Source organism: Pedobacter sp. R20-19 (assembly GCF_000708265.2).
Lineage (GTDB): Bacteria > Bacteroidota > Bacteroidia > Sphingobacteriales > Sphingobacteriaceae > Pedobacter.
Window position 1 is genome coordinate 303,863 of the sequence record NZ_JCKI01000007.1, and the last position, 25,763, is coordinate 329,625.

At 37.9% G+C, this 25,763-nt stretch carries 22 protein-coding genes and 2 tRNA genes; 11 read left to right on the plus strand and 13 right to left on the minus strand.

What is annotated here, in order from left to right; translation table 11 throughout:
• Positions 1-18 precede the first annotated feature (18 nt).
• Positions 19-103, plus strand: a tRNA-Ser gene (locus AN34_RS16620).
• 317 nt (positions 104-420) lie between these two features.
• On the opposite strand, the gene AN34_RS16625 is transcribed toward AN34_RS16620, so the two are convergent.
• The 7 genes from AN34_RS16625 to AN34_RS16650 all read right to left on the minus strand — a co-directional run bounded on the left by AN34_RS16625 (position 421) and on the right by AN34_RS16650 (position 6,678).
• Entirely contained in the window at positions 421-1,257 is an 837-nt protein-coding gene (locus AN34_RS16625) for a hypothetical protein (protein WP_029287181.1), read from the minus strand.
• A gap of 42 nt (positions 1,258-1,299) precedes the next feature.
• A complete protein-coding gene (locus tag AN34_RS16630; protein WP_082468447.1) occupies positions 1,300-1,887 on the minus strand; it encodes a PoNe immunity protein domain-containing protein in 588 nt (195 codons plus the stop codon).
• Between the two features lie 5 nt (positions 1,888-1,892).
• A complete protein-coding gene (locus AN34_RS21725; protein ID WP_157263340.1) occupies positions 1,893-2,048 on the minus strand; it encodes a hypothetical protein in 156 nt (51 codons plus the stop codon).
• Positions 2,045-2,341 (minus strand): hypothetical protein, encoded by a 297-nt coding sequence (locus tag AN34_RS16635; protein WP_157263341.1) that lies wholly within the window; start codon positions 2,339-2,341, stop codon positions 2,045-2,047. Before AN34_RS16635 ends, AN34_RS21725 begins: the two co-directional genes overlap by 4 nt.
• 217 nt (positions 2,342-2,558) lie before the next feature.
• Entirely contained in the window at positions 2,559-2,948 is a 390-nt protein-coding gene (locus tag AN34_RS16640; protein WP_036677450.1) for a hypothetical protein, read from the minus strand.
• A gap of 50 nt (positions 2,949-2,998) precedes the next feature.
• The gene (locus AN34_RS16645) at positions 2,999-6,043 is read right to left on the minus strand and encodes a fibronectin type III domain-containing protein (protein ID WP_029287189.1); all 3,045 of its coding nucleotides are present in this window, start codon (positions 6,041-6,043) and stop codon (positions 2,999-3,001) included.
• A 74-nt stretch (positions 6,044-6,117) separates the two neighbouring features.
• Positions 6,118-6,678, minus strand: a complete 561-nt coding sequence (locus AN34_RS16650) for a hypothetical protein (protein ID WP_029287191.1) — start codon at positions 6,676-6,678, stop codon at positions 6,118-6,120.
• 445 nt (positions 6,679-7,123) lie between these two features.
• Here AN34_RS16650 and AN34_RS16655 point away from each other — a divergent pair.
• Positions 7,124-7,197: transfer RNA gene (locus AN34_RS16655), tRNA-Asp, on the plus strand.
• Between the two features lie 64 nt (positions 7,198-7,261).
• Here AN34_RS16655 and AN34_RS16660 read toward each other — a convergent pair.
• Positions 7,262-7,972 carry a LytTR family DNA-binding domain-containing protein gene (locus tag AN34_RS16660; RefSeq protein ID WP_029287193.1) on the minus strand — a complete coding sequence of 237 codons (711 nt, stop codon included), beginning with the start codon at positions 7,970-7,972 and terminating at the stop codon, positions 7,262-7,264.
• Positions 7,973-8,239: 267 nt separating this feature from the next.
• Here AN34_RS16660 and AN34_RS16665 point away from each other — a divergent pair, with 267 nt between their 5' ends.
• The 9 genes from AN34_RS16665 to AN34_RS16705 all read left to right on the plus strand — a co-directional run bounded on the left by AN34_RS16665 (position 8,240) and on the right by AN34_RS16705 (position 19,654).
• The gene (locus AN34_RS16665; RefSeq protein WP_029287195.1) at positions 8,240-8,455 is read left to right on the plus strand and encodes a class I lanthipeptide; all 216 of its coding nucleotides are present in this window, start codon (positions 8,240-8,242) and stop codon (positions 8,453-8,455) included.
• Between the two features lie 124 nt (positions 8,456-8,579).
• Complete coding sequence (locus tag AN34_RS16670) at positions 8,580-8,792, plus strand: class I lanthipeptide (protein ID WP_029287197.1); 213 nt, start codon at positions 8,580-8,582, stop codon at positions 8,790-8,792.
• Positions 8,793-8,819: 27 nt separating this feature from the next.
• Positions 8,820-9,029 (plus strand): class I lanthipeptide, encoded by a 210-nt coding sequence (locus AN34_RS16675; protein WP_029287199.1) that lies wholly within the window; start codon positions 8,820-8,822, stop codon positions 9,027-9,029.
• Complete coding sequence (locus tag AN34_RS16680) at positions 9,019-9,264, plus strand: class I lanthipeptide (protein ID WP_029287201.1); 246 nt, start codon at positions 9,019-9,021, stop codon at positions 9,262-9,264. Before AN34_RS16675 ends, AN34_RS16680 begins: the two co-directional genes overlap by 11 nt.
• 142 nt (positions 9,265-9,406) lie before the next feature.
• On the plus strand, positions 9,407-11,827 hold the full coding sequence (locus AN34_RS16685) for an erythromycin esterase family protein (RefSeq protein ID WP_197285548.1): 2,421 nt from the start codon (positions 9,407-9,409) through the stop codon (positions 11,825-11,827).
• A 1-nt stretch (position 11,828) separates the two neighbouring features.
• A complete protein-coding gene (locus tag AN34_RS16690; RefSeq protein ID WP_029287206.1) occupies positions 11,829-13,061 on the plus strand; it encodes a lanthionine synthetase LanC family protein in 1,233 nt (410 codons plus the stop codon).
• A 12-nt stretch (positions 13,062-13,073) separates the two neighbouring features.
• Entirely contained in the window at positions 13,074-16,148 is a 3,075-nt protein-coding gene (locus AN34_RS16695) for a lantibiotic dehydratase (protein ID WP_029287207.1), read from the plus strand.
• Positions 16,145-18,328 carry a peptidase domain-containing ABC transporter gene (locus AN34_RS16700; RefSeq protein ID WP_029287209.1) on the plus strand — a complete coding sequence of 728 codons (2,184 nt, stop codon included), beginning with the start codon at positions 16,145-16,147 and terminating at the stop codon, positions 18,326-18,328. The genes AN34_RS16695 and AN34_RS16700 overlap by 4 nt, the downstream gene beginning before the upstream one ends.
• Positions 18,329-18,364: 36 nt before the next feature.
• Complete coding sequence (locus AN34_RS16705; protein WP_051666690.1) at positions 18,365-19,654, plus strand: HlyD family efflux transporter periplasmic adaptor subunit; 1,290 nt, start codon at positions 18,365-18,367, stop codon at positions 19,652-19,654.
• Between the two features lie 510 nt (positions 19,655-20,164).
• On the opposite strand, the gene AN34_RS16710 is transcribed toward AN34_RS16705, so the two are convergent.
• The 5 genes from AN34_RS16710 to AN34_RS16730 all read right to left on the minus strand — a co-directional run.
• Positions 20,165-20,863 (minus strand): LytTR family DNA-binding domain-containing protein, encoded by a 699-nt coding sequence (locus AN34_RS16710; RefSeq protein ID WP_029287213.1) that lies wholly within the window; start codon positions 20,861-20,863, stop codon positions 20,165-20,167.
• A 274-nt stretch (positions 20,864-21,137) separates the two neighbouring features.
• Positions 21,138-23,096: an OmpA family protein gene (locus AN34_RS16715; RefSeq protein ID WP_082468449.1), complete on the minus strand. Its 1,959-nt coding sequence runs from the start codon at positions 23,094-23,096 to the stop codon at positions 21,138-21,140.
• Between the two features lie 25 nt (positions 23,097-23,121).
• Positions 23,122-24,135, minus strand: a complete 1,014-nt coding sequence (locus AN34_RS16720) for a type IX secretion system membrane protein PorP/SprF (RefSeq protein ID WP_029287217.1) — start codon at positions 24,133-24,135, stop codon at positions 23,122-23,124.
• Between the two features lie 18 nt (positions 24,136-24,153).
• Positions 24,154-25,335, minus strand: coding sequence for an Ig-like domain-containing protein (locus tag AN34_RS21955; protein WP_231625572.1), 1,182 nt, complete (start codon positions 25,333-25,335; stop codon positions 24,154-24,156).
• 89 nt (positions 25,336-25,424) lie between these two features.
• The coding region (locus AN34_RS16730) for a hypothetical protein (RefSeq protein WP_029287221.1) at positions 25,425-25,763 on the minus strand (339 nt) is incomplete at its 5' end.

The following is a 25,763-nucleotide window of genomic DNA, read 5'->3' on the forward strand; positions in this document are numbered from 1 at the left end:
TGCACTCCACTAAAAAACGGAGAGGTGTCAGAGTGGTCGATCGAGCACGCTTGGAAAGCGTGTGTACTGCAAGGTACCGCGGGTTCGAATCCCGCCCTCTCCGCGAATAAAAATACCTTAAAGCCTGCAAATCAAAAGATTGCAGGCTTTTGTTTTGGCGACTAAAATGGTAGATTATCTACCATTTAGCAACAAAAATGTGGTGTATTTCGTTGCATGGATTTAAGAAAACAACCAATGCCCGAATTGGTTACAACTATCTATAATCAGCATTTCCAGCAACAGGGCATCTGTTTAAAAACCTCCTGTAAGCTTAATTTTGTTTCACTTTAAACCCCTACTAACAAGCGTCCAACACTGTCATCGCTTTGGCCAATACGGAAATGCATTTTCTAATTCCCTTTATTAAAATGATATTTTTTAGATCCCCTTGTAAAAAGGCATATCTTTCATCCAGTAAAGCTGTTCTGATCGAATCTTGGTCTTTAGCTTTTCAGCAAGTACTTTTATTTCTGGCAAGTGTTTCTTTAATCGATAATTCCATGTATCTATATCATCAGCTCCCCTAATTTCGTCAGTATTATAGATTGTAACTGGGATATCGACCCCGTGAATGGCCATGGAATTTTCCAGATTGGAGAGCAGTGCACATCTAAAAGAAAATCTAGGCTTGCCTTTGATTAGTTCCGTAAATTCTATATTACTTTCCAGAAGCTCCACTACCTTGCCGATGCTGTACAGGGTGCACAGTCCAGCCAGTTTATTCTGAATATTACACAGCACGGTATCAGATGGATGGTTTTCGAGTGCTCTATTAATTTCTGCATCGAAGCGTTTTTCAGCATCAGGATCGTTCATACCCAAAAGGGTATAATTCAGTATCTCCTTCCAGTAATCATTTCCTGATTCATACCATTTTCTAACGGTTTCATAACTCTCTGGATAAGGCAGCATGACAAAGAAACTCGGATCTGGAATTTCATTTACTTTTACATGCACAGGTTTTTTCCCTTTGAGGTATCGGCTGTATTCATTTACATCCAGCCACTTCATAAAATAGGGTTTTAATAGCGAATCCTGATACAGTGCCTTAAAATCCATATTGTAATAGTTAGCCCTATAGATTCTTTCCTTAACCTCAAAAGGTTTATAGGTCTTAAAAAGACGAAGTATGGAATCTGGCTTTAAGGGTTCTTTACGCTGTCCAAAGGCAGCGCTAATATTCAGAACCAAAAGTAGCAGCAATATTTTTTTCATATCTTGTTATACTGGGTATGTAGTTATAATCTTTTAGCTATTTTACTGATGCACCAAATCTTTAGGATAATACTGACAGTCTCTAAAGCTAGCGTCGTCCAACCCCATAATCTTCACAACCGCGGCAGTTTCAAAACTCCAGTAACCAAAGTAGGTATCATGTTTGCTTTTATGGCTGTTGTACCAGCCAGCATCTTTATGGTTCTTACACCAATCTTTTGTAACAAATTCTTTCACTAATTTTTCGGCGTTTGCTTTATCTGTTTCATTAATGGCTTGGCGTAACTTTTCAAATATTTCAGGCACTCCAAAAAACTCCACATAGCTTTCTTGTGAAATCGGTTGCCTATCTTTTAACTTGGCTCGTATGATAAACTCAAACAAATAATCCTTTACGCCATCACGATCTATTACAGCTACCAGCTTTTTAAAGTCTGCCTCATCTATATTTAGCAAATATCCTAAGGATAACATCCATAGCATTTCATCATAACCTGACAATCCGTATTGATTTAATTTTTTACCATTATGATCAATAAGCCAAAAGCCGTCCCAACTTTCAGAAATCAATTTTAAACCAATAGGTATTTGCAATTTAATATCAGATATAGGACTGCCTCCAGAATACAAAGAATTTATAATATTGAATGAATCGCTATTCGTTTCATGAAATTAACTCTATCTGGTGCTGTTTTTCCACTTACAATCATACTCTCAATTTCTTGTATGCTATCCTTAAAAACAGAAACTTGCTTATCGAAATAAGTCTTATCTTTTAATTTATCTCTCATGGTTTAAAAACTCCGATTACAGATGCGTTAGCATCTAACTCTTTATAAATAATTGTTCCGTCAGGTGCTATTTCTGCCAGTAGTCTTCTGTAATTATTAGCAATTTTATTTCTCAAACTTGTATTTCCATTCACAGCATCCAAAATGCGAGGTCCAATCCAAACATCACTCATTTGTTTAGTTCCATCAGTTAAAGTACTTAAAGTAGCCGTACCACTATTTAGATTCAACAATAAAATATTCATTTCCCTTCTTAAACACGCCATCAATACCCTGTCTCGCTGGTGTATCAATACTTTTGCAAGATTAGCTGAACTTATTCCAATAGCTCTTTACCTCATTTCAACACAAAAGAACCTTTGTATAAGAATAATATTTGCAATAGACGAACTCAGTTGGCATATCATTTATGGTGAATTTAAACACTCTGTTTTCAAAGATGGCGTTAAATTCTTCTTCAGCATATAAAAATGAATTTCTGCATCCAGAATAAACATTTTTATATTGTCATTAATTTTCTATCATTTTTTCATCTATTATTCCTGTCCCATCTACTAATAGCAATGCGCCTAAATGTTTTGCCATTTCAACAAAGATTTTTAAATCTTCTAATTTTGGAGTTCGCTCAAAACCAATGCTTATCCAGTTATTTCGAGAGCTAAAACCACAGTTAATATTATAGTACCCTTTCTTTTCATCAAACTCTTTAAAACAACTGACTTTATTTAAACTAGCCACAACTCCTTCTTTAAAATCTTCTGGTACTTTGTCAATGTTTGCAGCTGCCTCCAATCCACTTTTTGTTTTTTCATACCAAATAAATTCGCTTTGGTTTCTATTAACAAAATCAACCCACTTCTCATAGTTTAATGGCTGAATCTTTTTAAAAACTGAATCCATTATGTTTGTGGCAATATAAAAATGTGTACTTCTGTTAAACTTCATAATACTTATTGAATAAAATCTTCTAATGCTTTAATCTCAAATTTAATTTTAGGATCTACAATATTTAATTTGTTCATCCAAGTAGTTTTTAGTGATTCAGTTATGTTTACCTTCGGCATATAAATATGAATTTCTGCATTGGTGATCACCATTTTTTTACCATTACTTAACAAACCTTTTGAAAAATCTAAACCATCTTTTAAAAATCTAATATTCTTTTGTATTGGAGCAGAAGCCAACCAAGTATCCACATTGGTAGTAATGGTGGTTTTCATAGATACTGCTGTATTTGCAAATATTTGGTCGCCTACTGCATTCCCTTTATAAAAATCAACTCCTTTAAAAAAATCAGAAATATCGCCAGTATGTTCCCATCCATAAGATTTAGTGTAACGATACTGCCCCATAATATCCTCAAAAAAGCTTCTACCTTCAAGCATTTCTTGCACAGGATATTTGGTATTCCAAATACTTTTTATGTACTCTAGTTTCTGTGCAAGTGTTTTATTTACAAACGAAAGTAAGTCATTCCCTGATCCAACAACTAAATTATCAGCCAGTCCTTCAATCCCTTTCGACCTTTCAAGCAGTTCAGCTCCCGCCTTTTCTACATTGCTTGCAGACTTTCCAAGGTACTCTTCAAAAGTAATAATTTTTCTTGCGCTGTTGGCCTCACCTGTACCGATAAACAGCGTGGCCAAGTCTGCGACCAGCTTTCCCTGTTTGTAGCGGGCAATTTCATCGGTTTTGGTGATCTGTTTTAAATAAGCCTCCAGACGCTTTGCAATCGATGCCGAAGCGGTAGCCAGTTTTTCGCTGTTGCTGACCACTTCATAAAGCTTGGTAATGGTTTCCTCTGAATCGTCCCTTACCTTTTCGGATGCCAGGCAGGCCAGGATCTTATCCGCCTTGTTTCTGGCCACATACCGGTTGACGGAGTTCTTAATCGCCGCCCAGAAACCGTCTTCTTTTTCCAGCTGTTTTATCCTTTCCTGCAAACGCTCATAGCTCTGGTAATCATCCAGCAGGTTGTCGCATTCCAGTAGGCCAACGCCATAAGCATCAATGAGTTTTTCAAAGTTTTTATGGATGTCGTACAATCCTTTGACCTGACCATAGGCTCCATCAATTACTCCAGAGGTATAGGGCCTGTCGGTCAGGTAATAGTAACTGCTTTCTGCTGTGCCAGCATTTCGCCAGAAACAGTAAGGCACAATCCCGTTATCCTCATAGGGCTTCCACTGTTCTTCACTGCATTGCTCATAATAGCTGTAAATACTATATATTTTTTGCAGAGTCGAGATAAATTCCGTCCCGTGCTCATCAAAATAGGTATCGATACATTTCAGGGTGATGCTTTCCTTCAACTGGGCACCCTGGATTGCAGGAATCTCCCTTTTTAGGTTCGGATAGTCTATCCAGACCGAATACAGCTCTGCCTTGCAGTCCAGTTTCTTGAGCAGCAGTACTTCTATCTTTCCCTTTGCAGGTATTTTGCCACTGGCATAGCTTGCCCCATCTGCAGTTTTGTAGCTGCTGTCTGCCGGACTAAATTTATAAACTGTTCCATCAGAAAGAGTAAAGCCTGCCAGAACACCCGTGGTATTGTTGCAGCTATAGGTTACTACATCGGCTCTTTTCAGGTAGACCGGTGCGCCCATAGGCGATAGAAATGCGGTCAGCTCGTCCGTAGTTTTCTGCGCAGGCCCGGTATATATGGTGGCAAGATCCTGTTGATAGCCCAGTGCACCTGCCTTTTTGGCCTCGGCAGCCGAAGCCTTCTCCGCGTATTCCTTTAACTTGGTCGCTTCCGCAATCTTTTTCTTAAAGCAGTCGACATCCCGGTATTGCTCAAAATCAACATTCGGCCCTTTTTTGGGCACGATCTCATTTCCCTGGCAGTCCTTGTCGCCTGCGAGCCCATAGTAACCCTCCTTTTTGCTGGCCTGTTCGGCCTTTAGTTCTGTTTTTTCACTCTCAGAAAGATTTGGGCTTTTAAGGAGCGCTTCATAGGCTTTGTCTTCTTCCTTGTTTCTGTCCTCAGCCTCTTTTTTGTCTTTTGCTGTTCCGCTGTAAGCATCGAGGTAGCCTGTTCTTTTTTTGAGCAAATCAGTGATCTCCTGGACGAGCTGTTTGATATCGTTATAGATGGTATTTACATCCGATAGCTGTTCTTCTTTAGGGTTATAGCTGGTTTCTACCACGCCTGCAAAAAGCTGCCTGTCGGTATTCACCTGGATATTGCTGAAGCGAACCTTGATGTTCGCATAGCCCAGCATGGTAATGGTTACATAACCGTCGCCACTGAAACTTCCCCCACCCGATACCCTGGTCAGCTTTACCGGGAATTTTCCGGCGGTAAAAAGTTCACCAGCATTTAAGCTTTTTATTGGTGTTCGGTTGGTGATGGCGATTTCCGGGCTGATCATCCCACAGTTTACCGTGGAAGTATCACCCTTTCCAGCCATTTCTAAAGTCAGGATATCCGAATAGGTCGCCATATCCAACCCATAGCCAAAATCGCCCACTACACAGGTTGCACCCACCCGGTATTCGTAAGTTTTTCCTGGTTTCAGGTCATAGAGCATGGCCCGGGTGTTCAGCGTGCGTGCACTGTACCACTTGTTGTCGTTCAGCCGCTTTTCACGGTACTGAACCGTGTAGCCGCCCGCGGGTGTCCCGCCACTGATAGCATCGGCCATCCAGTTAATGGTTGCCCTGTCAGAGCTTATACTGGAATTTATCCCAACCGGAGGCTTACAATTGTCCTGATAGGTAAAGGAATAGATCTCGCTGTAGCCGTTGTTGCGATAACTATCAGCCTGCTCACCCGTAGGCGAGGTGCTTACGGCCCTTACCCGCCAGGCATAACGCTTGCCCGGAATCAGCTGTGGTTCGGCTGGCCCCATCAATAAGGTAGTTGGCCTTAACGTAACCTGATAAAGCGGTTGACTGCTTTCAAAACCTGCTTCGGGCGCAATGCCGGTATCCCAAAGTTCTTTTAAAGTAAATTCATATTCGGTATTGAAAGCGCCGTTCGGGCTGCCCAAGTTGCGGGGTGTCCACTGAAAAACCACATTCTGGACTTCCCTGCTGGCAATGCGCTTACCCTTAACGGGCAGGTTCAGCAGTGGTGGGTCAGATAGGGTGATGTAGGCCCATGCTGCACTGCTTCCGGCTCAGCACCCGTCCTTGTGTTTACCTCTATCGCCTCAAAACAGAAACTGTAGTTTCCCTCGGGAAGTTTGCCGTTCTGGGCGTACATAGCCCGGGTAATGCCCGAAAAATTGAGGTTGTCGATATTAAAGTATGGGGCAAGGTCGCCCAGTATTACCTGATGGGGAATTCCTGCATCCAAGTTGATGGTCGGATAATAGACACCGTCTCTGCTCTGCAGTTTGGCTCCCTGGCTCTCAATAGACATCCTAAGCCTAACGCTCAGCATGGGTTTCTGGATGTCAGTATTGATTAGGGTAACGATGAGCCTGGCAACTGTTCCATTGTAATAATCGCTGGTATTCAGCGAATACGGCATGGGCATCTGCACATTGACCGTTACCGGATAGATCTGGGCATTTGAGCCAAAGGAAAAAAGGAAAAGTGCAGTTAAGAGGCAGAAGGAATAAAATCGGGATGCCCGGCCATTGGACTGCACTTGTTTTTTTTGGCGTAAACTTATTATCATTGATATTTATTAAAAAATCCTATTGGGTACTGCAAACAAAAAAATAGAGATGATTCAATAAATTATCCTGCGATAACAGTAGCTAAAATATCAAAATTTGTTGACAATCAAAATGCGTCGAGAAAATATCTGATTCAAAAAAAGCATCGGTGCGAATAATCTTTTTAAATTTACCAATAAAATTTAAGCTGTAAGTATTGTATATATACCGATCACAAAATGTTGGTTATCAAGCATATTTAAGAGGATTTCGAATCCCGCCCTCTCCGCACTATTAAGCTGATTATTTAACTTGAATTTTATGTGCTGTTAAATTATTCACAATAACAATCAATGAGTTATAAAATATCAGCTAAAAAAATGATTAGTTATGCAAATAAAAGAGATATAGTTTCTATGTTTGCATCCTCGAAAGAGAAGAGGTTCAACTTTAAACTGAACAAAAGGAGTGGTAGTTCAGCTGGTTAGAATGCCTGCCTGTCACGCAGGAGGTCGCGGGTTCGAGTCCCGTCCATTCCGCGAAAATAGTTTTAAATTTAACTAAAAGCCTGTAAATTAAATATTTACAGGCTTTTTCGTTTTCTCATTTTTTAAATATAACATTTTTTACAAACCAGTCGAATTTCTGTTTGTAGGCTGAACTAACATTCAACTCCTTCCCATTAGACATTAAGATTTTATAACTTGATACCGACTTTATATGATTGGCAGATATGATATTAGACTTATTAATTCGTAAAAAATAGGGATGATCTTTGAGGTCTTCGTCGATTACTGATATTTTATAGTAAGGTACGTAGGTTCGAGCTATCGTATGTATTTGGATATAATTCGATGCACCTTCGATAAAGATGATTTCGTCTGTGTAAATTTTGGCCATATCATTCTTTGCGCCAAGTTTCATCATAATAAATGGCTTATCAGTTATAAATCTTTGAATTACAGAATGGACCAGTTTGCTAAATTTTTTAAAGTCAAATGGCTTAGTCAAAAATTGCTTTGCCTCTAGTGAATAACCCTCTGGGGCATATTTAACATGGGCACTAACTAATATCAGATTTTTAAACTTAGAAAGGATTTGTTTTGATAATTCTAGCCCATTCAACTTAGGCATTTCTATATCAGTAAAAAGAAAGTCTACCTGACCATTAATTTTTTTTATTTCTGTTAAAGCCTCGACGGAATCATTAAAACAATATAAAAGTTTGAGAGCTGGTGTGTACGAAATATACTCCTTAAGCTGTTCAGTAGAATAATGGTCGTCATCAACAATAATGCAAGTGAAAGTGTTCAAAAAGAATAAATAAAGGAGTTAGCAATCGTTAAATTTTAGAATAAGGAGATCGATGTAAAGATAAAGGTTTGTTTATTTAAATAAAGCGTGTTTTTCTTCGTTCACATAATATTTTGTGGAGGCTTACATAATAAATGTACTTCATTCATGAAAAAGCTACACCTTTATGCTCACAGTTTGCACCTTTTCGATATTGTGTAATTGTGTAGAAGATTCTGCTTCGACAAAAATCAGCCTAAAACGAGATTTAAAAACAAACAAAAAAGAATGGAAAAGAAACTTTCAAAATTAACACTCAACAAGGAGACCATTGAAACACTTAATGTTGCTGAAATGGCGCAGACCAATGGTGGTTTTACTTACTCATTGTCATGGGGAGAAATCTGTAGAAGGTCAAAAGAGCTTGGAGCTTCAAATGCTTTTGAATGCGGGCAAAAGGAACCAGTAGAGGAGGAAGTCGATCCGGAAACAGCTTACGCTTAGTTAATGCTATGTGTTTATTGACTCTAAGGGGCTCTTCTACATAATCAAGGAATTCTGTAGATGTAGTGGGCTACGGTGTAACAATGATCGCAACACGAAGGGATTAAAATTTAAATTAACAAAAATGAAAAAAATGATTTCAAAACTATCATTAAACAAAGAGACTATTGAAACTTTGGATGCTCAGGAAATGAATGCAGCCAACGGTGGATTCACTTACTCTTTATCCTTAGGTACGGTTTGCAAACAATCAAAATACCTTGGAGCTGAAAATGCCTACGAATGTGGAAAACTGACACCTTCTGTTGAAGAAGAAGTTGAAGAAGACAACAATTAAATCAAAAATTAACTTTCAAAAATCATTATGAGAAATAACCTATCAAAACTTGCGCTTAATAAGGAAACAATTGAAACTTTAGATAACGCAGAAATGAATCAAACTACAGGTGGGTTTACTTACTCACTTTCTTTGGGCGCTGTATGTAAACAATCAAAGTCTTTAGGTGCAGACAATGCCTTTGAGTGTGGTAAATTGTCTGCCGAAGAGGAAGATCCAATCTACAATGAGGGCTAAAAGTAAGATAAACAAATTGGATATGAGAAATAAAATTTCGAAGCTTGTTTTAAATAAGGAAACAATAGAAACGTTGGATAGTATTCAAATGGGACAAACTAATGGAGGTTTCACTTACAGTCTTTCATTAGGTTCCTATTGCAAAAACTCCAAATCATTTGGTGCAGAGACAGCTGAAGAATGTTCCGCACACCCACCTCATGTAGTTGACGAACAGGAATCTATTGAACCATAAGAATAGTTCTTGGAATTTTAGGCCGAAGAATATTTCTTTGCAGAATCTTAATACCCCATTTGCAATAAGGCAAATGGGGCTTTTGTATCACATGAGGTATCAAAATTTGCAGCGTACAATTAAAATTTGCTTTCTCCTATCTTTGCTACTAACTTTTAACGTAGTTCATGCTCAGGTACGCCAAATTCAAAGTATTGACCCGGATAACAAAGAATACAGTGATCTGAACTTCCTTAGACAAGAGCTTAGTGATAAAACCGTTGTAATGCTTGGAGAACCAAGCCATCGGGAGGGAAATGTTTTCTCGGCTAAGATTAGGATGATAAAATTCCTACATGAACAAATGGGCTTCAATGTGATTGCTTTCGAAAGTGGTTTCTTTGAAGTTCAGCAGGCACAGCAAAAAATCAACGGTGGTGGAGATGTCGTGGAAGCACTTGATCTTGCCCTTTTTCCGATATGGACGAGAAGCGCTGAGTTTCGCCCTTTGATGGAATATATTAAAGCGCAAAAGAATAGTTTGAAAATAATGGGTTTTGATCCCCAGATCAATCAACAAGTAGTTAACGATTTTCTCCCTGCCCTAAAAAAATATGTAGTAGATCGCAGAGTAAGCTACAACCTTAACGATATGCTACTTTCAGAGGTGTTGGAATCCCTTAGTGAGGGAGTGTTCCCTGATGGCATAACTTTTCCTGCATTTACTGCAGAATTAAAGAAGGCAAAGGAGATATTGAAAAATCTCTCTGCTTCTGATTCAAAATCAGCAGGGTTTTGGCTTCAGAATTTGAAAAGTCTGGAAGCACTCGCAACAGATTACTATAGAAACAGACCTAGTGAAAAGTCTGCTGAAGATTTTAAAGCATCGGATAGCAATCCTAGAGATTTGCAAATGGCTGATAACTTATCCTACTATATCAGGCAGTATCCAAATGAAAAAATCATTTGTTGGGGAGCAGCACTTCACTTTGCTATGCAACCCAGCACTTTAGAAAACAATGAGCTTAAGTCATACAAACCAATGGGCCAATCGGTAAGAGAGGTAGTTGGAAATGACCGGGTTTATACCTTAGCCACAACATCGGCTGCAGGAACCTATGCAAGCTGGTTTGACACAGATTCTAAACCTGTACCTAAAGCCGCGACGGGCTCTCTTGAAGAAATGTTCGTGGAAAATAACTTGGGAGATTATCAGTATATGGATGCAAAAACGCTAAATGGAATAGGCGTGAGGGAATCGACTATGTTCGACTATATACCGCTTAGGGGCGATTGGTCTAAAGTTGTTAACGGAATACTATACTTTAAAACATATGCTCCGGTTCTGCCAGTTCTTCAGAAAACTTCGGATCAGGATGTTCCACAAGGTAATGAGCCATTAAAAAATATCAATAGGTTAATGCCTGATAGCAAAAGCTTATTGAAAATCAGAAAATCTGGTGCATTCGTCACCAGTGGGAATATAACCGATGCTGAGGATGGACAACCAATCGCATCTGCAACTCTCAAATTTCTTCTTACTAAAGAAAGCGCAATCAGTGATCTTCAAGGCAATTTTGTTTTTTCCAGTAATACAGTTACTAAAGGTGCAATGATTAGTGTTAGCAGTATTGGTTACATGGATACTACAATAAAGATTGGAGATACCCCCTTGTCTATTAAGCTAAAAAAGGCCAGTATAGACTTAGAAGATATCCAGATCAGACCAAGCGATGAAAATGCTGTTCAGATTATAAAAAAAACATTTGCAGCGATAGATACCCATCTGAACCAAGATGCATATGGTATGGCTTTTTATGTCGATACAAAGGTAGCAGATTTGGACAGCACGACATATCACCTGGAATATACGGGCACATTTTATAAACAGAAAAAAAGCCGAGATAAATATTTATCTAAGGTACTTGAATTGCATTGGCTTAAAAAAAGTAAATCCTCTGATCAACAAATAAGAAATAGTATCCGCTATCTGGATGGATATCAGCACATCAATGGTGGCAATGTAGTTTTGCAGCACCCTATGTTCGATACAAAAGTGGTTGGGAAGTATCGCTATGAAATACTTGAGGATACTGGTGAAAATTATATTATTGGCTTTGAGAGCAGGACACGTGCTCATAGCGTCACCAATGGTTACTACCTAAAGCGTTTTTCGGGTTCGATTATTATTAGCAAGGCAGATTATGCCATCATGGAAACTACTTTGAATTATCAACTAGATACCACAACTTTAAATCGTTTTGCAAGAAATTTTGATAAAAGGAAAGGCGATAATGCTTCAATTTTCCTAAATATTTTAGATAATGATGAAGTTACTATTAAGACCGCATATAATAAATATCGTGATGGATATTATTATCCTGCTCAAACAACGGTAATTAGGAATCAAAAAGGCGTAGATATCGATACAGCTAAACCGATTCTTCTAAAGTCAGAAACAAGGGTTTATTTCATGGATGCAAAACCAGAAGATGCCAGTATTGATAACTTCCAAAAAGTCATAAACTTCAATCAAGTTAAATACAACATTTCCTTTTGGAAGGGATTTCGAAGACCAGTTTAATATGAATAACGACGCTCTCAAAAGCAAAATCAGTATGTCTGATTCAAATACTGATATTAAAAAACGCATAAGCGACATATTACCAAGAATTTCAACTTTGCTTTCTGAATATCATGCTACCTACACAAAGACAGGTTTGTTTGAAGGTGAATTAGGTGCAGCTCTATATCAAAGCCATTATTATGTTATAACAAAGGATGAGAAAGTACTTAATCTTATCTATGAGCATCTAGGCCGGTCGATACACGCATTCAATAACGCTTCTCAATCATTTAATCTGGCTGATGGAATAGCAGGAATGATGTGGATATTTGCTCATTTAAAGAATCTTGGGATACTTTCAGCAGAGGAAATGGATGTCTTTGATGCTGATATGGGAAATGCATTTAAGCGGTCGCTTGATATTGATATCAAAAGAAATAATTATGACTTGCTATATGGTTACATAGGAAAAATAATTGCGCTAATTGAAATAGGTAGTCAAGATGCCGGACAAATAGAAAGGGCAATTGATATACTATGCCAAACTGCTATTTGGGAAGATGATGGGTGTTACTGGATTGATCCAGACTACAAAAAAGAAGGAATTGTAAATCTTGGTCTTGCACATGGACTGCCTGGGATATTAGTTTTCTTGTTGAAATGGACCACAGAAAATCAGAAACAGTCAAATAAAATGTCTGTGTCAATTGCAAATTGGATAGCGTCTTCTGCTAGCGAAAGCTATTATTCACGTTTTTCTACCAGTGTAAGGCCTGGCGCAGAAACAACAGCTGGAAGCAGACTCGCATGGTGTTATGGCGATTTAGGAGTTACCTTGGCATTTCTAGCCATTGATCAAGTATATCCGAACAAAAAATGGAAGCATGAAATTTATTTAACAATAAATGCACTAAAAAAGCGCACAGTGCATAATTCTGGGATTGCTATTAATAAAAATACAGGCTTGATGGATATCGGTTTTTGTCACGGCACAAGTGGTATAGCACATCAGTTTAATAAAATCTATCATTTAACTGGGGAGATAGAGATGTTTAATCAAATGCATTACTGGATAGAACATACGATCATCAATGTTGAAGCAAATCTCACCATTTATGATAAATTGAATAAATCAGAGCTTACAGAAGTAGATCTTGGTTTACTAAACGGAATTGTCGGGGCAGGTCTAGTATTGCTCTCCTTCCTCGAGCCAGAAGGACAAGATTGGGATAGAATTTTTCTTTTAAATTAAGAGTACAATAGAATGAGTAAATTAAAGTATAATGGTTTCTTTTTGATGAGAAGTCCATTATTACCATATGAGAGCATCCAAAATCTTGGCGCAACCGAAATTAATACCCTGGTCAAAAAACATGATTTACTTAGGGAGGCTATTTTTTTATCTTCTCCAGATTTCTATGAGAGAATGTTAAAGTGGCTTGAAGGAAACTGCAGTATATCAGATAGTGATAAAGTTTTGGACACAATGCGAAAATACATCAGTAGGATGTCCTATAGATCCACTCCGTTCGGCATAAGCGCTGGAGTTAGTCATGGTACTTATTGTGACCGAACCCAAACAGAGTTTAAAACACATGGTGCTGATAAAAGATTTTGCAGGCTTGATACGACTTTTTTAAATCGTTATGTCGAGTTTTTATTAGGGGAAGGAAAGGTTAACCAATTTTTAAAATTCTTTTCCAACAATACCCGAAGCGAACTTGGAAATAAACTACGTTATTTAGAATACATTAACTTAGGTAGTGGTCGAAATCATGAATTGGTTAGTGTCGACAGGACGGAGTTTTTAGATGAGATAATTTTAAAAGCTGAGAAGGGAATTTGTTATGGATCCATATGCGAAACTCTTACTGAAAGTGGAATCGATGTGGATGAGGCAACGGAATATGTGGACGAGCTTATTCGAGCAAAGATACTGATAAGCGAGTTAGAACTTTCTCCAGAAAGTGAAAATGAACTAAACCGGATTGCTGCTATTCTAAAACAAGCCAAGCACCCGCATTTTCAAATTATTCATCGTATTGTGTCTTTACTGACTGATATCAACGGATCATCATTAGAGTCATTTGATGCGGTTCCCTATTACAAGAAGTTGATGTTAGAAGTTGAAAGCTTGGAGATAGAAATAGACAAAAGATTTATTTTCCAGGTAGATATGTTGCGGGACTTTGAGCAGCTTCAAATAGATCGTGATGTACCCGAAGCACTTTTTGAGGCATTGAGTTTTTTGGAAAAAATTAAAACAAAGCCTGAAAAATCTGAACTTGAAAGATTCGCTAGTGTTTTTTTTGACAGATATGAATATGGTGAGGTTCCTCTGTTAGAGGCACTGGATTCTGAAATGGGGATTGGCTATCCATATCGCATAGATTTGAGTCAAGATGCCAGTGAATTACTCTCGGGCATACCTTCTACTACTATTACTCAACATTATCCCACCTTTAAATGGACTCCATGGCAGAAGAAGCTACTTGAAAAGTACACGGAAGCTATAAAAAATGGCGATCAGGTTATAGAACTTACTGAATCAGATGCACTACCAAATGCTGGCTATATTAATAAATTACCACAAACAGCTTATTCAGTATGTAAACTGTTTCACGGGCCAAACCAGAATCTTGATAGGAAGAACTTTAAGTTGCTACACGTACTAACAAGCGGTCCATCTTCTATAGATCTCATCAGTCGGTTTTGCTATCTGGAAAAGCAAATTAGAGAAGATGCGATCAAAGCTGTTGAGGTGGAAAGGGCAGACGAAAATGTTATTTTCGCTGAAATACTTCATATTAATCAGCCTCGTGCTGGTAATATCTCAAAACACCCGCGTTTTTATGATTACAATATTCCAATTTTGTCCTCCAATATTGCTGGTGGAGAACAAATTCCGTTAAGGGATTTGATGCTTTCGGTTGTAAATGGAAAACTTTTGATACGTTCGAAAAAGTACGGAAAAAGAGTGATCCCACGACTTAGTACGGCTCATAATTACACCCAAAATACGATTTCCTATTATCGATTTCTTTGTGATCTGCAATATCAAGGGAGTAGTGGTGATCTCTATTGGGACTGGGGTTTTCTTGGAAGTATGTCATATTTACCAAGAGTTGAGTACGGAAACGTTATACTGTCAAGGGAAAGTTGGGGTTTAGAGAAATCTGATCTCCAAGTATTAACAGAGGCAAGAAATGTTTCAATGAACCATGTTAGCAATTTTTTCGATGAGCGAAAAATACCGCGCTATGTTACCATACGTGAAGAAGATTACGAAATGCCTATCGATTTACTAAACGAGTATTCATTGGAAATTTTATTGCAGCTGACTAAAAAAAAATCTTCGGTTCGTCTAGAAGAAAATTTATTTCATAAGGAAGGATTTCTACTTTCAAAGGCCAAGTCCTGTTTTACCAATGATTTGATAATACCTTTTTACAAAAATGGAAAAACTGAGTTCTCTTTTGAAAAGAAAATCAACATCGCGGTAAATAAACGGAACTTTATACCTGGAAGTGAATGGATGTATTTTAAGCTTTATTGTTCGCCGAAGATTTCGAACAAAATACTTGGACACATCTTACGTCCGCTGACGGAAAAGTTAATAAAAACTGGTGTTATTGACTATTGGTTTTTTATTCGCTACAACGATCCGGAATATCATTTAAGACTTAGATTTCATATTGTTGGTGATCAACATGGTGTAGCGCTTCGTGCCTTATCAGTGGCGGTAGAAGAATATTTGGAAGCAGGAAAGTTAAGATCTTTTAAAATAGATACTTACAATCGCGAGTTAGAAAGGTACAGTTATGGGGCGATAGAGGGGTCTGAGCGTTTGTTTTTCGAAGATAGCTCACTGGTCACGGAGTGTCTAGCGAAAGGTATTAAGGATTGGGTTGTAGCAATAAAGGGGGTGGACAAACTTTTGGAAGATTTTGGAATTAGTTTGGAAAAACGGATGAGTCTGACAGATAGTTGGCAGCAGGCTTTCAAGTTAGAATTTGGTATAAAAAAAAATCAAACCGATGCTTTCAAAATAAAATACAGGAAGCTCCGCTCGGAAATAGAACAAATACTAGAAGAGGAGACTCTGAATCTTCCTGAGCCTCTTTTTCGGAATAGAAGCATTCAAGTTGCGAAACTTCTTGAATCCGTTGTTTTATCAAGCGATTTTGATTATCAGATTAATAGCTACATCCATATGTTTTTGAACAGATTGTTTATGAACAATCAACGAAAAAAGGAAATGGTCGTTTATGACTTGTTACATCAACATTATAAAAGCAAGTTGGCTAGATTAAGATTTTTAAATAAAGAAATAAAGTGAGATACCCCTACTATATACAGCATGATTTGATGGACTGTGGTCCAACCTGCCTGAGAATGATCAGCAAGTTTTACGGCAAACGATACAGTTTACAGTTTTTAAGAGGCCTAAGTTCGATTAATAAGGCTGGCGTCTCACTGTTAGGGTTAAGCCAGGCTGCAGAGAAGATTGGTTTTCAAACCCAAGGCGTTCGTATTAGCTTTGAACAATTGAAAGAAATCCCTTTACCGTGCATCGTACACTGGCAACAGAAGCACTTTGTTGTGGTTTATGAAATAAAGAAAAATGAAAAGGTACTTATTGCAGATCCCGTAATAGGCCTCATTACTCATAGTAAAGATGATTTTGTTGACAGCTGGATTGGGAAAGACGAAGGAAGGCAAAAAGGGCTTTCCCTTGTAATGAAACCTACACCATTATTTTATGAGCAGGAGGATGACAAAATTGTAAAATCCAATTTTAGTTTTTTTTTCAGATATCTCTATTTGTATAGACGATTAGTCATCCAACTTTTGGTTGGACTTGGGGTGGGAAGTCTTTTACAACTTATATTACCCTTTCTAACGCAATCGATAGTTGATGTTGGAATAAACACAAGAAACTTAAATTTTATATATGTAATCCTAATCGCGCAAATCATGCTTTTCATCGGCAGGACCAGTGTTGATTTTATTCGGTCATGGATATTATTACATATAAGTACCCGAATCAATATTTCTATACTGACCGATTTCTTAATCAAACTGATGAAACTTCCCGTTTCTTTCTTTGATACTAAAATGACCGGAGATATTCTTCAACGTATGAACGATCAGAAGCGTATTGAGAGTTTTCTAACGGGTTCGACGCTTAATACGGTGTTTTCAATGTTTAACTTTGTGATTTTTGGCGCAGTTTTAGCATTTTATGACTATACTATCTTTATCGTATTTGCAGTAAGTAGTATTTTATATGGAATTTGGATTGTTCTTTTTCTCCGTCGTAGACGGGAGTTGGATTTCAAGAGGTTTGATATCTCCGCTAAAAACCAAAGTCTTGTTGTTCAGCTGATTAGTGGTATGCAAGAAATCAAATTGAATAATTGTGAACAACAGAAGCGTTGGGAATGGGAAAGGTTGCAGACAGGGCTGTTTCGGTTTAGTGTAAAAAGCCTTTCACTTGGTCAAATACAGCAGGCTGGATCATCATTTATTAACGAAGGTAAAAATATATTAATCACCTTTATCGTTGCAAAGGCGGTAATTGAGGGACAGCTGACTTTGGGAGCCATGATGGCAATTCAGTATGTTGTGGGCCAGCTTAACAGTCCCATTGAGCAATTGGTGGGATTTATTCAGCAGCTACAGGATGCAAAGATTAGTATTGAACGACTAAATGAGATTCACGCAATGGACGATGAAGAGCCATTAGGAATAGAGTTTATCCATGAACTACCATTCGAGAAGGGAATAAGCCTCTCGAAATTGAATTTTTCTTACCCTAGTGCAGCCAATGAAAATGTGCTGACAGACATTAATATTTATATTCCAGAAGGAAAAACAACTGCTATTGTAGGTATGAGCGGTAGTGGAAAAACCACTATCCTTAAGCTGCTTTTACGATTTTATTCACCATCGAATGGTGAGTTAAGAGTGGGGAATATGCCTCTTGAAAATATCAGTTTTAAGATGTGGAGGAGTCTTTGTGGTGTAGTTATGCAAGACGGATTTATTTTTTCTGACACCATTGCAAAAAATATTGCAGTTGGTGATGAATATCCTGACGTGACCAAACTTCAGAATGCTGTTATGGTAGCCAATATATCTGATTTTATTGAAGGTTTACCCATGGGATTGAATACCAAGATTGGACCAGAGGGGAACGGGATAAGCCAAGGGCAGCGTCAGCGTATACTAATTGCTCGTGCGGTGTATAAAAATCCTGAATACATTTTCTTCGATGAGGCTACCAATGCTTTAGATGCTAATAATGAAAAGGTAATTATGGAAAATCTTGAAACCTTTTTTAAAGGGAGAACAGTAGTTGTGGTCGCTCACAGATTAAGTACAGTTAAGAATGCTGACAATATAATTGTTTTGGAAAAAGGCAGGGTAATTGAACAAGGGACTCATGCAGAACTCACGCAGAACAGGGGGGATTATTTCAGACTTGTGCAGAATCAACTGGAACTGGGAGCATAATTTAAGACGCTAAATAACAATAAAATAGAGAATAACATGCCATCACAAAACTTTAGTGAACAGATCAATAGTGAAGAAGTACATGAGATCATCACTGCGGTGCCTTCATGGATATTACGCTGGGGAATTACGCTGGTTTTTTCAATATTACTAGGTGTTGTTATCTTTTCTGGATTTTTAAAATATCCTGATGTAGTTACAACAAATCTCAAAATCAATTCGCTTAATGCGCCGAAAACGGTAATAGCCAGACAAAATGGAAAATTAGTTCGTTTACTCGTTACAGAGGGGCAAATGGTTAAGGTAGGTCAACCACTTGCTTATTTGGAAAGCACCGCAAATCCAGATGATATTCGTTTTATCAGCAATTATTTAAGAGATCTCAAAAAGAAGCTGCTTGCCAACATTCAAATTACAGAGACTATTCCATCCACCTTGAATTTGGGAGAGGTCCAGGCTAGCTATCAAGATCTTTTTCAAGAAAGTATGAATTATTTTTCTACGCTCAAAGGGGGATATCATCAGGATAAAATGGATTATCTTAAAAAGGATCTGTTAAATATCAATTTGCAAAAACAGCCCATATTGGCACAAAAAGAAATCAAAAAGCTGGAATATATAAATCAAGAACAGGAGTATCAAGCCTATAAACAGCTATATAAAAATAAAGTCATCTCTAGAAGTGAGTTTTTAGCCCAGGAGAACAAATTCCTAAGTTCAAAATCTCCATTGGAAGATGTTGAGAGCTCGATCTTAATTAATAACTCAAATTACAATTCAAAAAAGAAGGAGTTGCTTGAAATACAGCATGTTATTTTGGATGAGAAGTCAAAGTTTCTTCAAAGTGTCAATCGCCTTATTAATGAAACCGATAACTGGATGATGCAACATATACTTTCGTCTTCAATCTCAGGAAAGCTTAGCTTCGCAGGAATTATTCAGCAGAATCAGAACGTGGCCTTAAATCAAGAAGTTTTCATAATTAATCCAGGAAATAGCATTTTTTTTGGCGAGGTGGAAATTCCGCAATATAATATGGGGAAAATTCGTAAAGGTGAACGGGCATTGATTAAGCTTAAAAGTTTTCCATATCAGGAATATGGATTGATTAGAGGGCATCTCAGCTATATATCAGATGTTGCGTATAGAGATAGTGTCTTTATCGGAAAAATTTCTTTTGACCAAATTGAAAATAAACACCCTGTACAAAAGATTTTACTGAAAAATGGAATGCAGGCAGAGGCAGATATAATTACAGAGGAAAGCTCTTTGTTGAAGAGACTATTTAATAAGCTTTACAAGATGACAGGGAGCGATTTGAACTAGCCAATTATGGAGAACTGATTATTTTACTGTTAGCTGTTTATATTAATATTTATTAATGAGCGAACTTTAAAAATTTAGAAGTTTTAATTTTGGTAACGGATATTGGAATTTCATTAGCTCAAATAGATGGATATTTCAGGTGAAATGGTCGCTCGTTCGACTTCTAAACAACTGTCCAACCTGAATTTACTTATAGTTTGGTCTGATACGTTTTTCTCTTTCCTATTAGTTGCCCGGGAATCACCTTGGTGACTAATATTAATTAGAAATATCGGAGCTTTCCATGTCTAGCATATATACTAGCTGAAAATAAATAAATTATGCAAATTAATCCCTATCTTTAGGATAGTCAATTACAGTCAAATGGTTGCAAAAAAATGGTGAGCATGTGGTGAGCATTTTTAATCATTTTATTTTAATACTCTTACAATCAAAGATATATGTTGGACGTTCGAGTCCCGTCCATTCCGCAACAAAAGCCTTAACTTGAAAAAGTTGAGGCTTTTTTGTTTATAAAAACTTCATAGTCTTATTCAGATTAGCCCTAAAACTATCTGATACAGGAATCAAATTTTTATCTAGAATTAATGTCTTACCTTCAATACCATCTATTTTATTTAAGTTGATGATAAAAGAACGGTGCACCCTCAAGAAAATTTGTTGAGGCAACTTATTTTCGATATTCTTCAATGAGGAATGAATAGAATAATCAATATTTCCTACCAATTGAATTCTAACATAGTCGCCAATCGCTTCAAAATATAAAATATCCGTAACTTTTACCCTTCGTACAGTATTAGAAGCTCTGATAAATATGAATTCAGGAAAATGCGTATCACTACTCTTTTGTTGTTTATGATTAGCTGATTTAGCTTTTTCAATAGACTTTAAAAATCTTGCCGGCGAAATTGGCTTCAGCAAAAAATCAACTACATTTAGGCTAAAAGCCTCAACGGCATGTTCTGCCACAGATGTAGTAAAAATAATTAGCGGTGGCTTATCTTCCAGAATTTTTGCCAGCTCCAGTCCACTCATACCGGGCATCATAATGTCAAGAAAAATGATATCAACCTGATTGTTCATAATATGATGATGCGCTTCCATTGCATTTTCACATTCTGCAACAAGTACAAGTGAACTATCCATGGCTATTAATTTTTTAAGTAGCAGTCTAAAAACCTGGTTATCATCAACAATTAAGCAATTCATTAAATACATATTATACTAACATACATAATACGGTTACAACGAAAGAATATCTTCATCATAAATCTATCTTACAGCCATAATACCTTCAACACTATATCTAGCTTTTTATATTAGCCTTTAATGATGAGCTAAAAATAAGCTTGGTTTACCAGAACTGTAACCATCCATTTATAGCTGATAAACTAACTTCTAAAGCAAGGAATTTATCCCGAACTTATGGTCTTGTAACTCACCTTAGGCATTGATTTAATGCATAGTGTTTTATAAAAATACCTTAATATTTTACGATCTTAAATTCGGTCCTTCTATTTGCCTGATGTTCAGCTACAGAGCATGCAACCCCATTCTTACATCTGTTTAACAATTGAGTTTCGCCATAACCTTTGGCCTTCATCCTACTTCTGTCAATACCCCGACTCACTAAATAGTTCACGGCAGATTGTGCCCTTCTTTGTGAAAGATCTATGTTGTAAATATCTACGCCTCTACTATCTGTATGCGATCCCATTTCAATTTCCAGCGTGGGATTGTCTCTCATGATCCTAACCGTTTCATCTAAAATTTTAGCAGCATCTGGCCTGATATTGTCTTTATCAAAATCATAATGAATATTTTTAATTTCGATCTTCGTTCCTACCACAAAAAGTGGCTGTAAATAGAGGTTCACTTCTAATGTATCTGATTTTATTAAACCAACTGTAGTTATACTCGCAGAATCACTATAATATTTAGTTTTTTGCCCAAGCAAGGTATAATTCATATTTTGATCCAGTTCAAAAAAGTACTTGCCAGAATCTGCCGTTAATTGTTTGCCAACAACCCGTCGTGCATCGGCCATAAGTGTTACATCGGTAAGCGGAAGTGTGGCTCTCGTGGTTTTATCAAATGTAATTCCCTTTAAAGCCAGAATGATTTTAGGTTTTTGAATACCAAAACTGTAAATATCATCATTACCTTTCCCCCCCTTACGGTTAGAAGACAGGTAACCTGTTCCCAAATTCGCCGAAGGAAGAGACATTTTTATAAAGGCAAAATCATCACCTGGTGAATTAATAGGATAATGCAGATTGATGGGGGTAGTCCAGCTATGTTGTTCGCCTTTGGCAACGAATATATCCAAGCCGCCCATGCCCGGTAAACCATTACTGGAATAATATAACTGGCCATCTACACCCATCTCTGGAAACATCTCGCTGCCACTGGTATTTATATCTTTACCTGCATTTTCTGGCTTACTCCAGCCGCCATCTCTATGTAAAGTACTGTACCAGATATCTGTACCTCCCATTGTGCCTGGCATATCAGAAGAAAAATATAAAGTCTTCTCATCCAGGCTCAGACAAGCCTGCCCAAGTGAATATTTGGATACATTATTATATGGAAAAGGTTTCATTTCCCATTGGTCACCTTTTTTTGTATAAATAAAGAGCTCTATATTATTTGTTCTAAACTTTCTATTTCCAACCTTCTCAATTTCGCTATCCTTTTTACCTACATACGTACGGGATACAAAAAGCATATCTCCAGCCCTATTACTGGCAACAGGACCAATATGATAAGTTCCTATATTATAAGAAGCAGCATCAAGAGCTGGCATACTTAGTGTACTGTTCTCAGCCATTTCTGCTTTAAAAATACGCAAATAAGGATTGCCGGTTCTTCCTGATATTTTAATAGACTCACTGGTTTCTGCCTCTCCGGTATAGTAAGCATTTCCAACCATTGGAAATACACTGAACTCAGCGTTTGCTGTATTCACTGCAGCTTCATTCCTGATCATATGAGCTGTAGGCTTAGATAACCATACTTGAGCTGAATCACATCCCATTATATCGTTAAGCACCTTTTTATGATCACCAGTTTTTTGCGCATAACTTTCAAACACCTTTTTTGCTTCCTTGTAACGAAGATTTGATTTAAGTACAGAACCGTAAGTTAGTAGATTTTCATCTTTACTTTCCGGAAAGGTAACTAATCGGGAAAACCAATTTTCAGCCGCTTCGTAATCGTTGATCTGATCATAACAATAAGCGAGTTTTTCAATATCAGCCATTTTCGGATTTTTTACATCCACCAGTTTAAGATAGGCTGGAATGGCTTGAGCATAATCGTAACTGTCATACTTAAGTTTTGCCCGATCCCTCAAAGAAAGCTGCTCCTGTGTTTTACCTTCATTATAAAAAAACATTGCAGTAAAAAGAGGAAGTAAGATGTATTTTAAATTTATATTCATGACTTATACTGGTTATGATACTGAATTAGAAGAAGCGTGGGCTAAGCAAACGGTTTAACTTTGATGGAAAGGTTAAGCCAAGGGTGATTTCATGTGAACCATTTTGTACACTACTCAACCCACTGGTGATATAGTCATATGAATAGCCTATCCTAAATCGATTAGAAGCATAGAATTGTACAATCCCTGATAGAGAATTAGAATTGCTCAATGTTTGTCCTTGTCTGAAAGCTTTATCCCAAAGGTTAACACCTGTACGTATTCCACCACCAATCCAGAATTTATCAGCAAACACGAACATGGCATTAAGATCCAAACTGCTGGGCCCCTTAAAGTCCTCTTTCCATAACAAACTTGGTCTGAGCTTTAATCCTTCTGATAGTTCAAACAGCGCGCCTGTCATGATATAATAATGGCGTTTTCGCTTGATGTTTTGTTGTGTTGCGGTGTCCCAGTTAAATATATCATTTGATGCATCACCAGAAAACAAATCCATTACAGATGCCCCGACATAATATCGGGGACTACTATAATAGACACCAAATCGGGCATCAGGGATAAAACTACTAAGGTTGCCACTGGTAACCGTAGGATCATCCGACTCAACAGGACGAAGAGATTCACCGTCAATAGCATAGTTGGTTACACCCGCGCCTAAGCCAAAGCTTAGCCGCTTAGTATCATCACTGTTTAATCTTATCCGGTAGGCATAATTTAAATAAATGGAATTGGCCGTTTGTGAGCCAAGCTTATCTGCCGTAATCTGAACACCTAAGCCCACATTTTTCTTAGTGCTTTCCGTTACACCATCCAAAGAAAGTTGCCCCGTTTGCGGTGCGCCTTTTAATCCAGCCCATTGTGTACGGAGTGCAAGTTGAGCAAAGAGTTCTTCTTTATAACCTGCATAAGCCGGGTTTACACTCAGTGAATTGAATATATATTGTGAAAACTGGATATTTTGCTGTGCCATTGCGGGTAGCTTTAGCAATACAATTATTGCTAAAGCAAGTAAGGCTTTTTTTATAACAGGCTTCTTCATCGTTGATTCTGTTTAATATTATCTTTTTAATAAAACTGGTCCGGCAACGGTTTGTGAAGTACCACCTTTTTTAAGTGTGATCTTATAGAAGTAAGTACCTTCATTTAAGCCATAACCTGTCCAGTCATTTTTATATCCCTTCATTCTGTAAACCTGATTACCCCAACGATTATAGATTTCGAGGTCTACTGAATCATAAGCCTCCAGCCCGACAATGAAGAATGTATCATTCTTACCATCGCCATTCGGTGTGAATACATTTGGAATAAAGAACCCTTCTATGGTGATGGTTCCTATAGCCTCATTCGTAAAGTTTCCTAGGGCATCTTTAACACGATAGATAAAAGTATCTACTCCTGTAAAGCCTGGATTAGGGGTATACACTACCGTACCATCCGTATTTACTTTTACGCTACCATTTTTCGGCTGGGTAATAATCTGGATCGTACTTCGGTCTATTGTAGACCCATCTCCTTTGTCATTTCCTAATATATCTATTTGTACAGGTGTATTAAATCCTGTTGTAGTCACATCATTCACTGCAACCGGTTTTGTACCTATTACAGTGATATTGGCTGTTGCAGGGCTGGATATTACACCAGATTGGTCTTTCACCGTATAAACAAAGCTATCTGGTCCGCTATAATTAGGATCCGGAATGTAAGTAACCGTTCCATCTTTATTAATGGTTAAAGTACCATGCGACGGAGGCGTAATAATTACTATTGTAAGCGGGTCAAGCGGCGTACTTCCAGGTTTATCATTGGTTAATATTGGAATGTTAACTGGAACACCCTGGTTGGTAGTCGCATTATCATTTGTAGCAATTGGTGGTTGCTCCAGTTTAGTAACTGTTGGATTATCGTTACTTACACCTGATCCGGAAACATCACTAACCGTTCTACCTTGGCCATCTTTTGAAGTCACAGTTGCCGTATTCGTCACGTTTCCACGATTAATATCTGTAGAGGTAACTAAGTATGTACGTTTAACTGTTACAGCAGCACCTGGAGCTAACACTCCAGGTATATTAATTGCTGCACTTGTTATGATTGGGTCATTCAAAACGATGTTACTTAAAATGGTAGTTCCGGTATTGGTCACTGTAAATGAATATTCAATGCTATTTCCGAGCACAAAACTTCCATTCAAACCAGTACCTGTGTTGGTTACTGTTTTAACCAACGCTATACTGCTCACTTGAGGCAATGGTGTTACCGTACAAGTCGGACAAGCCGGGGTAGCCGGGTTGTTCGGATCGGCAGGGTTACCGCTTTCTGAATCATCACTTACCGGGTTGCCTTTAGGGTCTTTACCCGTAGCGTAACGTTGTTTCCTTTTGGATCTTTACCCGTAGCAGTAGCTAGGTTGTCCACTCTTCCTGCATCCACATCGGCTTGTGTAATCGTATAAGCAGCTGTGAAAGTGGCATTATCTGTTGCACCAGGGGCCAAAGTGATTGGGCCACCTGTTACCGTAACTTTGGTATCGGTGATGTTTAGGTCGCTTACCGTTACGTTACCCGTGTTCTCTACCTTGAAGGTATAGTTGATCGTCTCGCCTACTTCAGCCTTGCCGTTGTTGTTCGCATCAGCGAATGATCCGGTTTTGGTTAAACGGATGGCAGG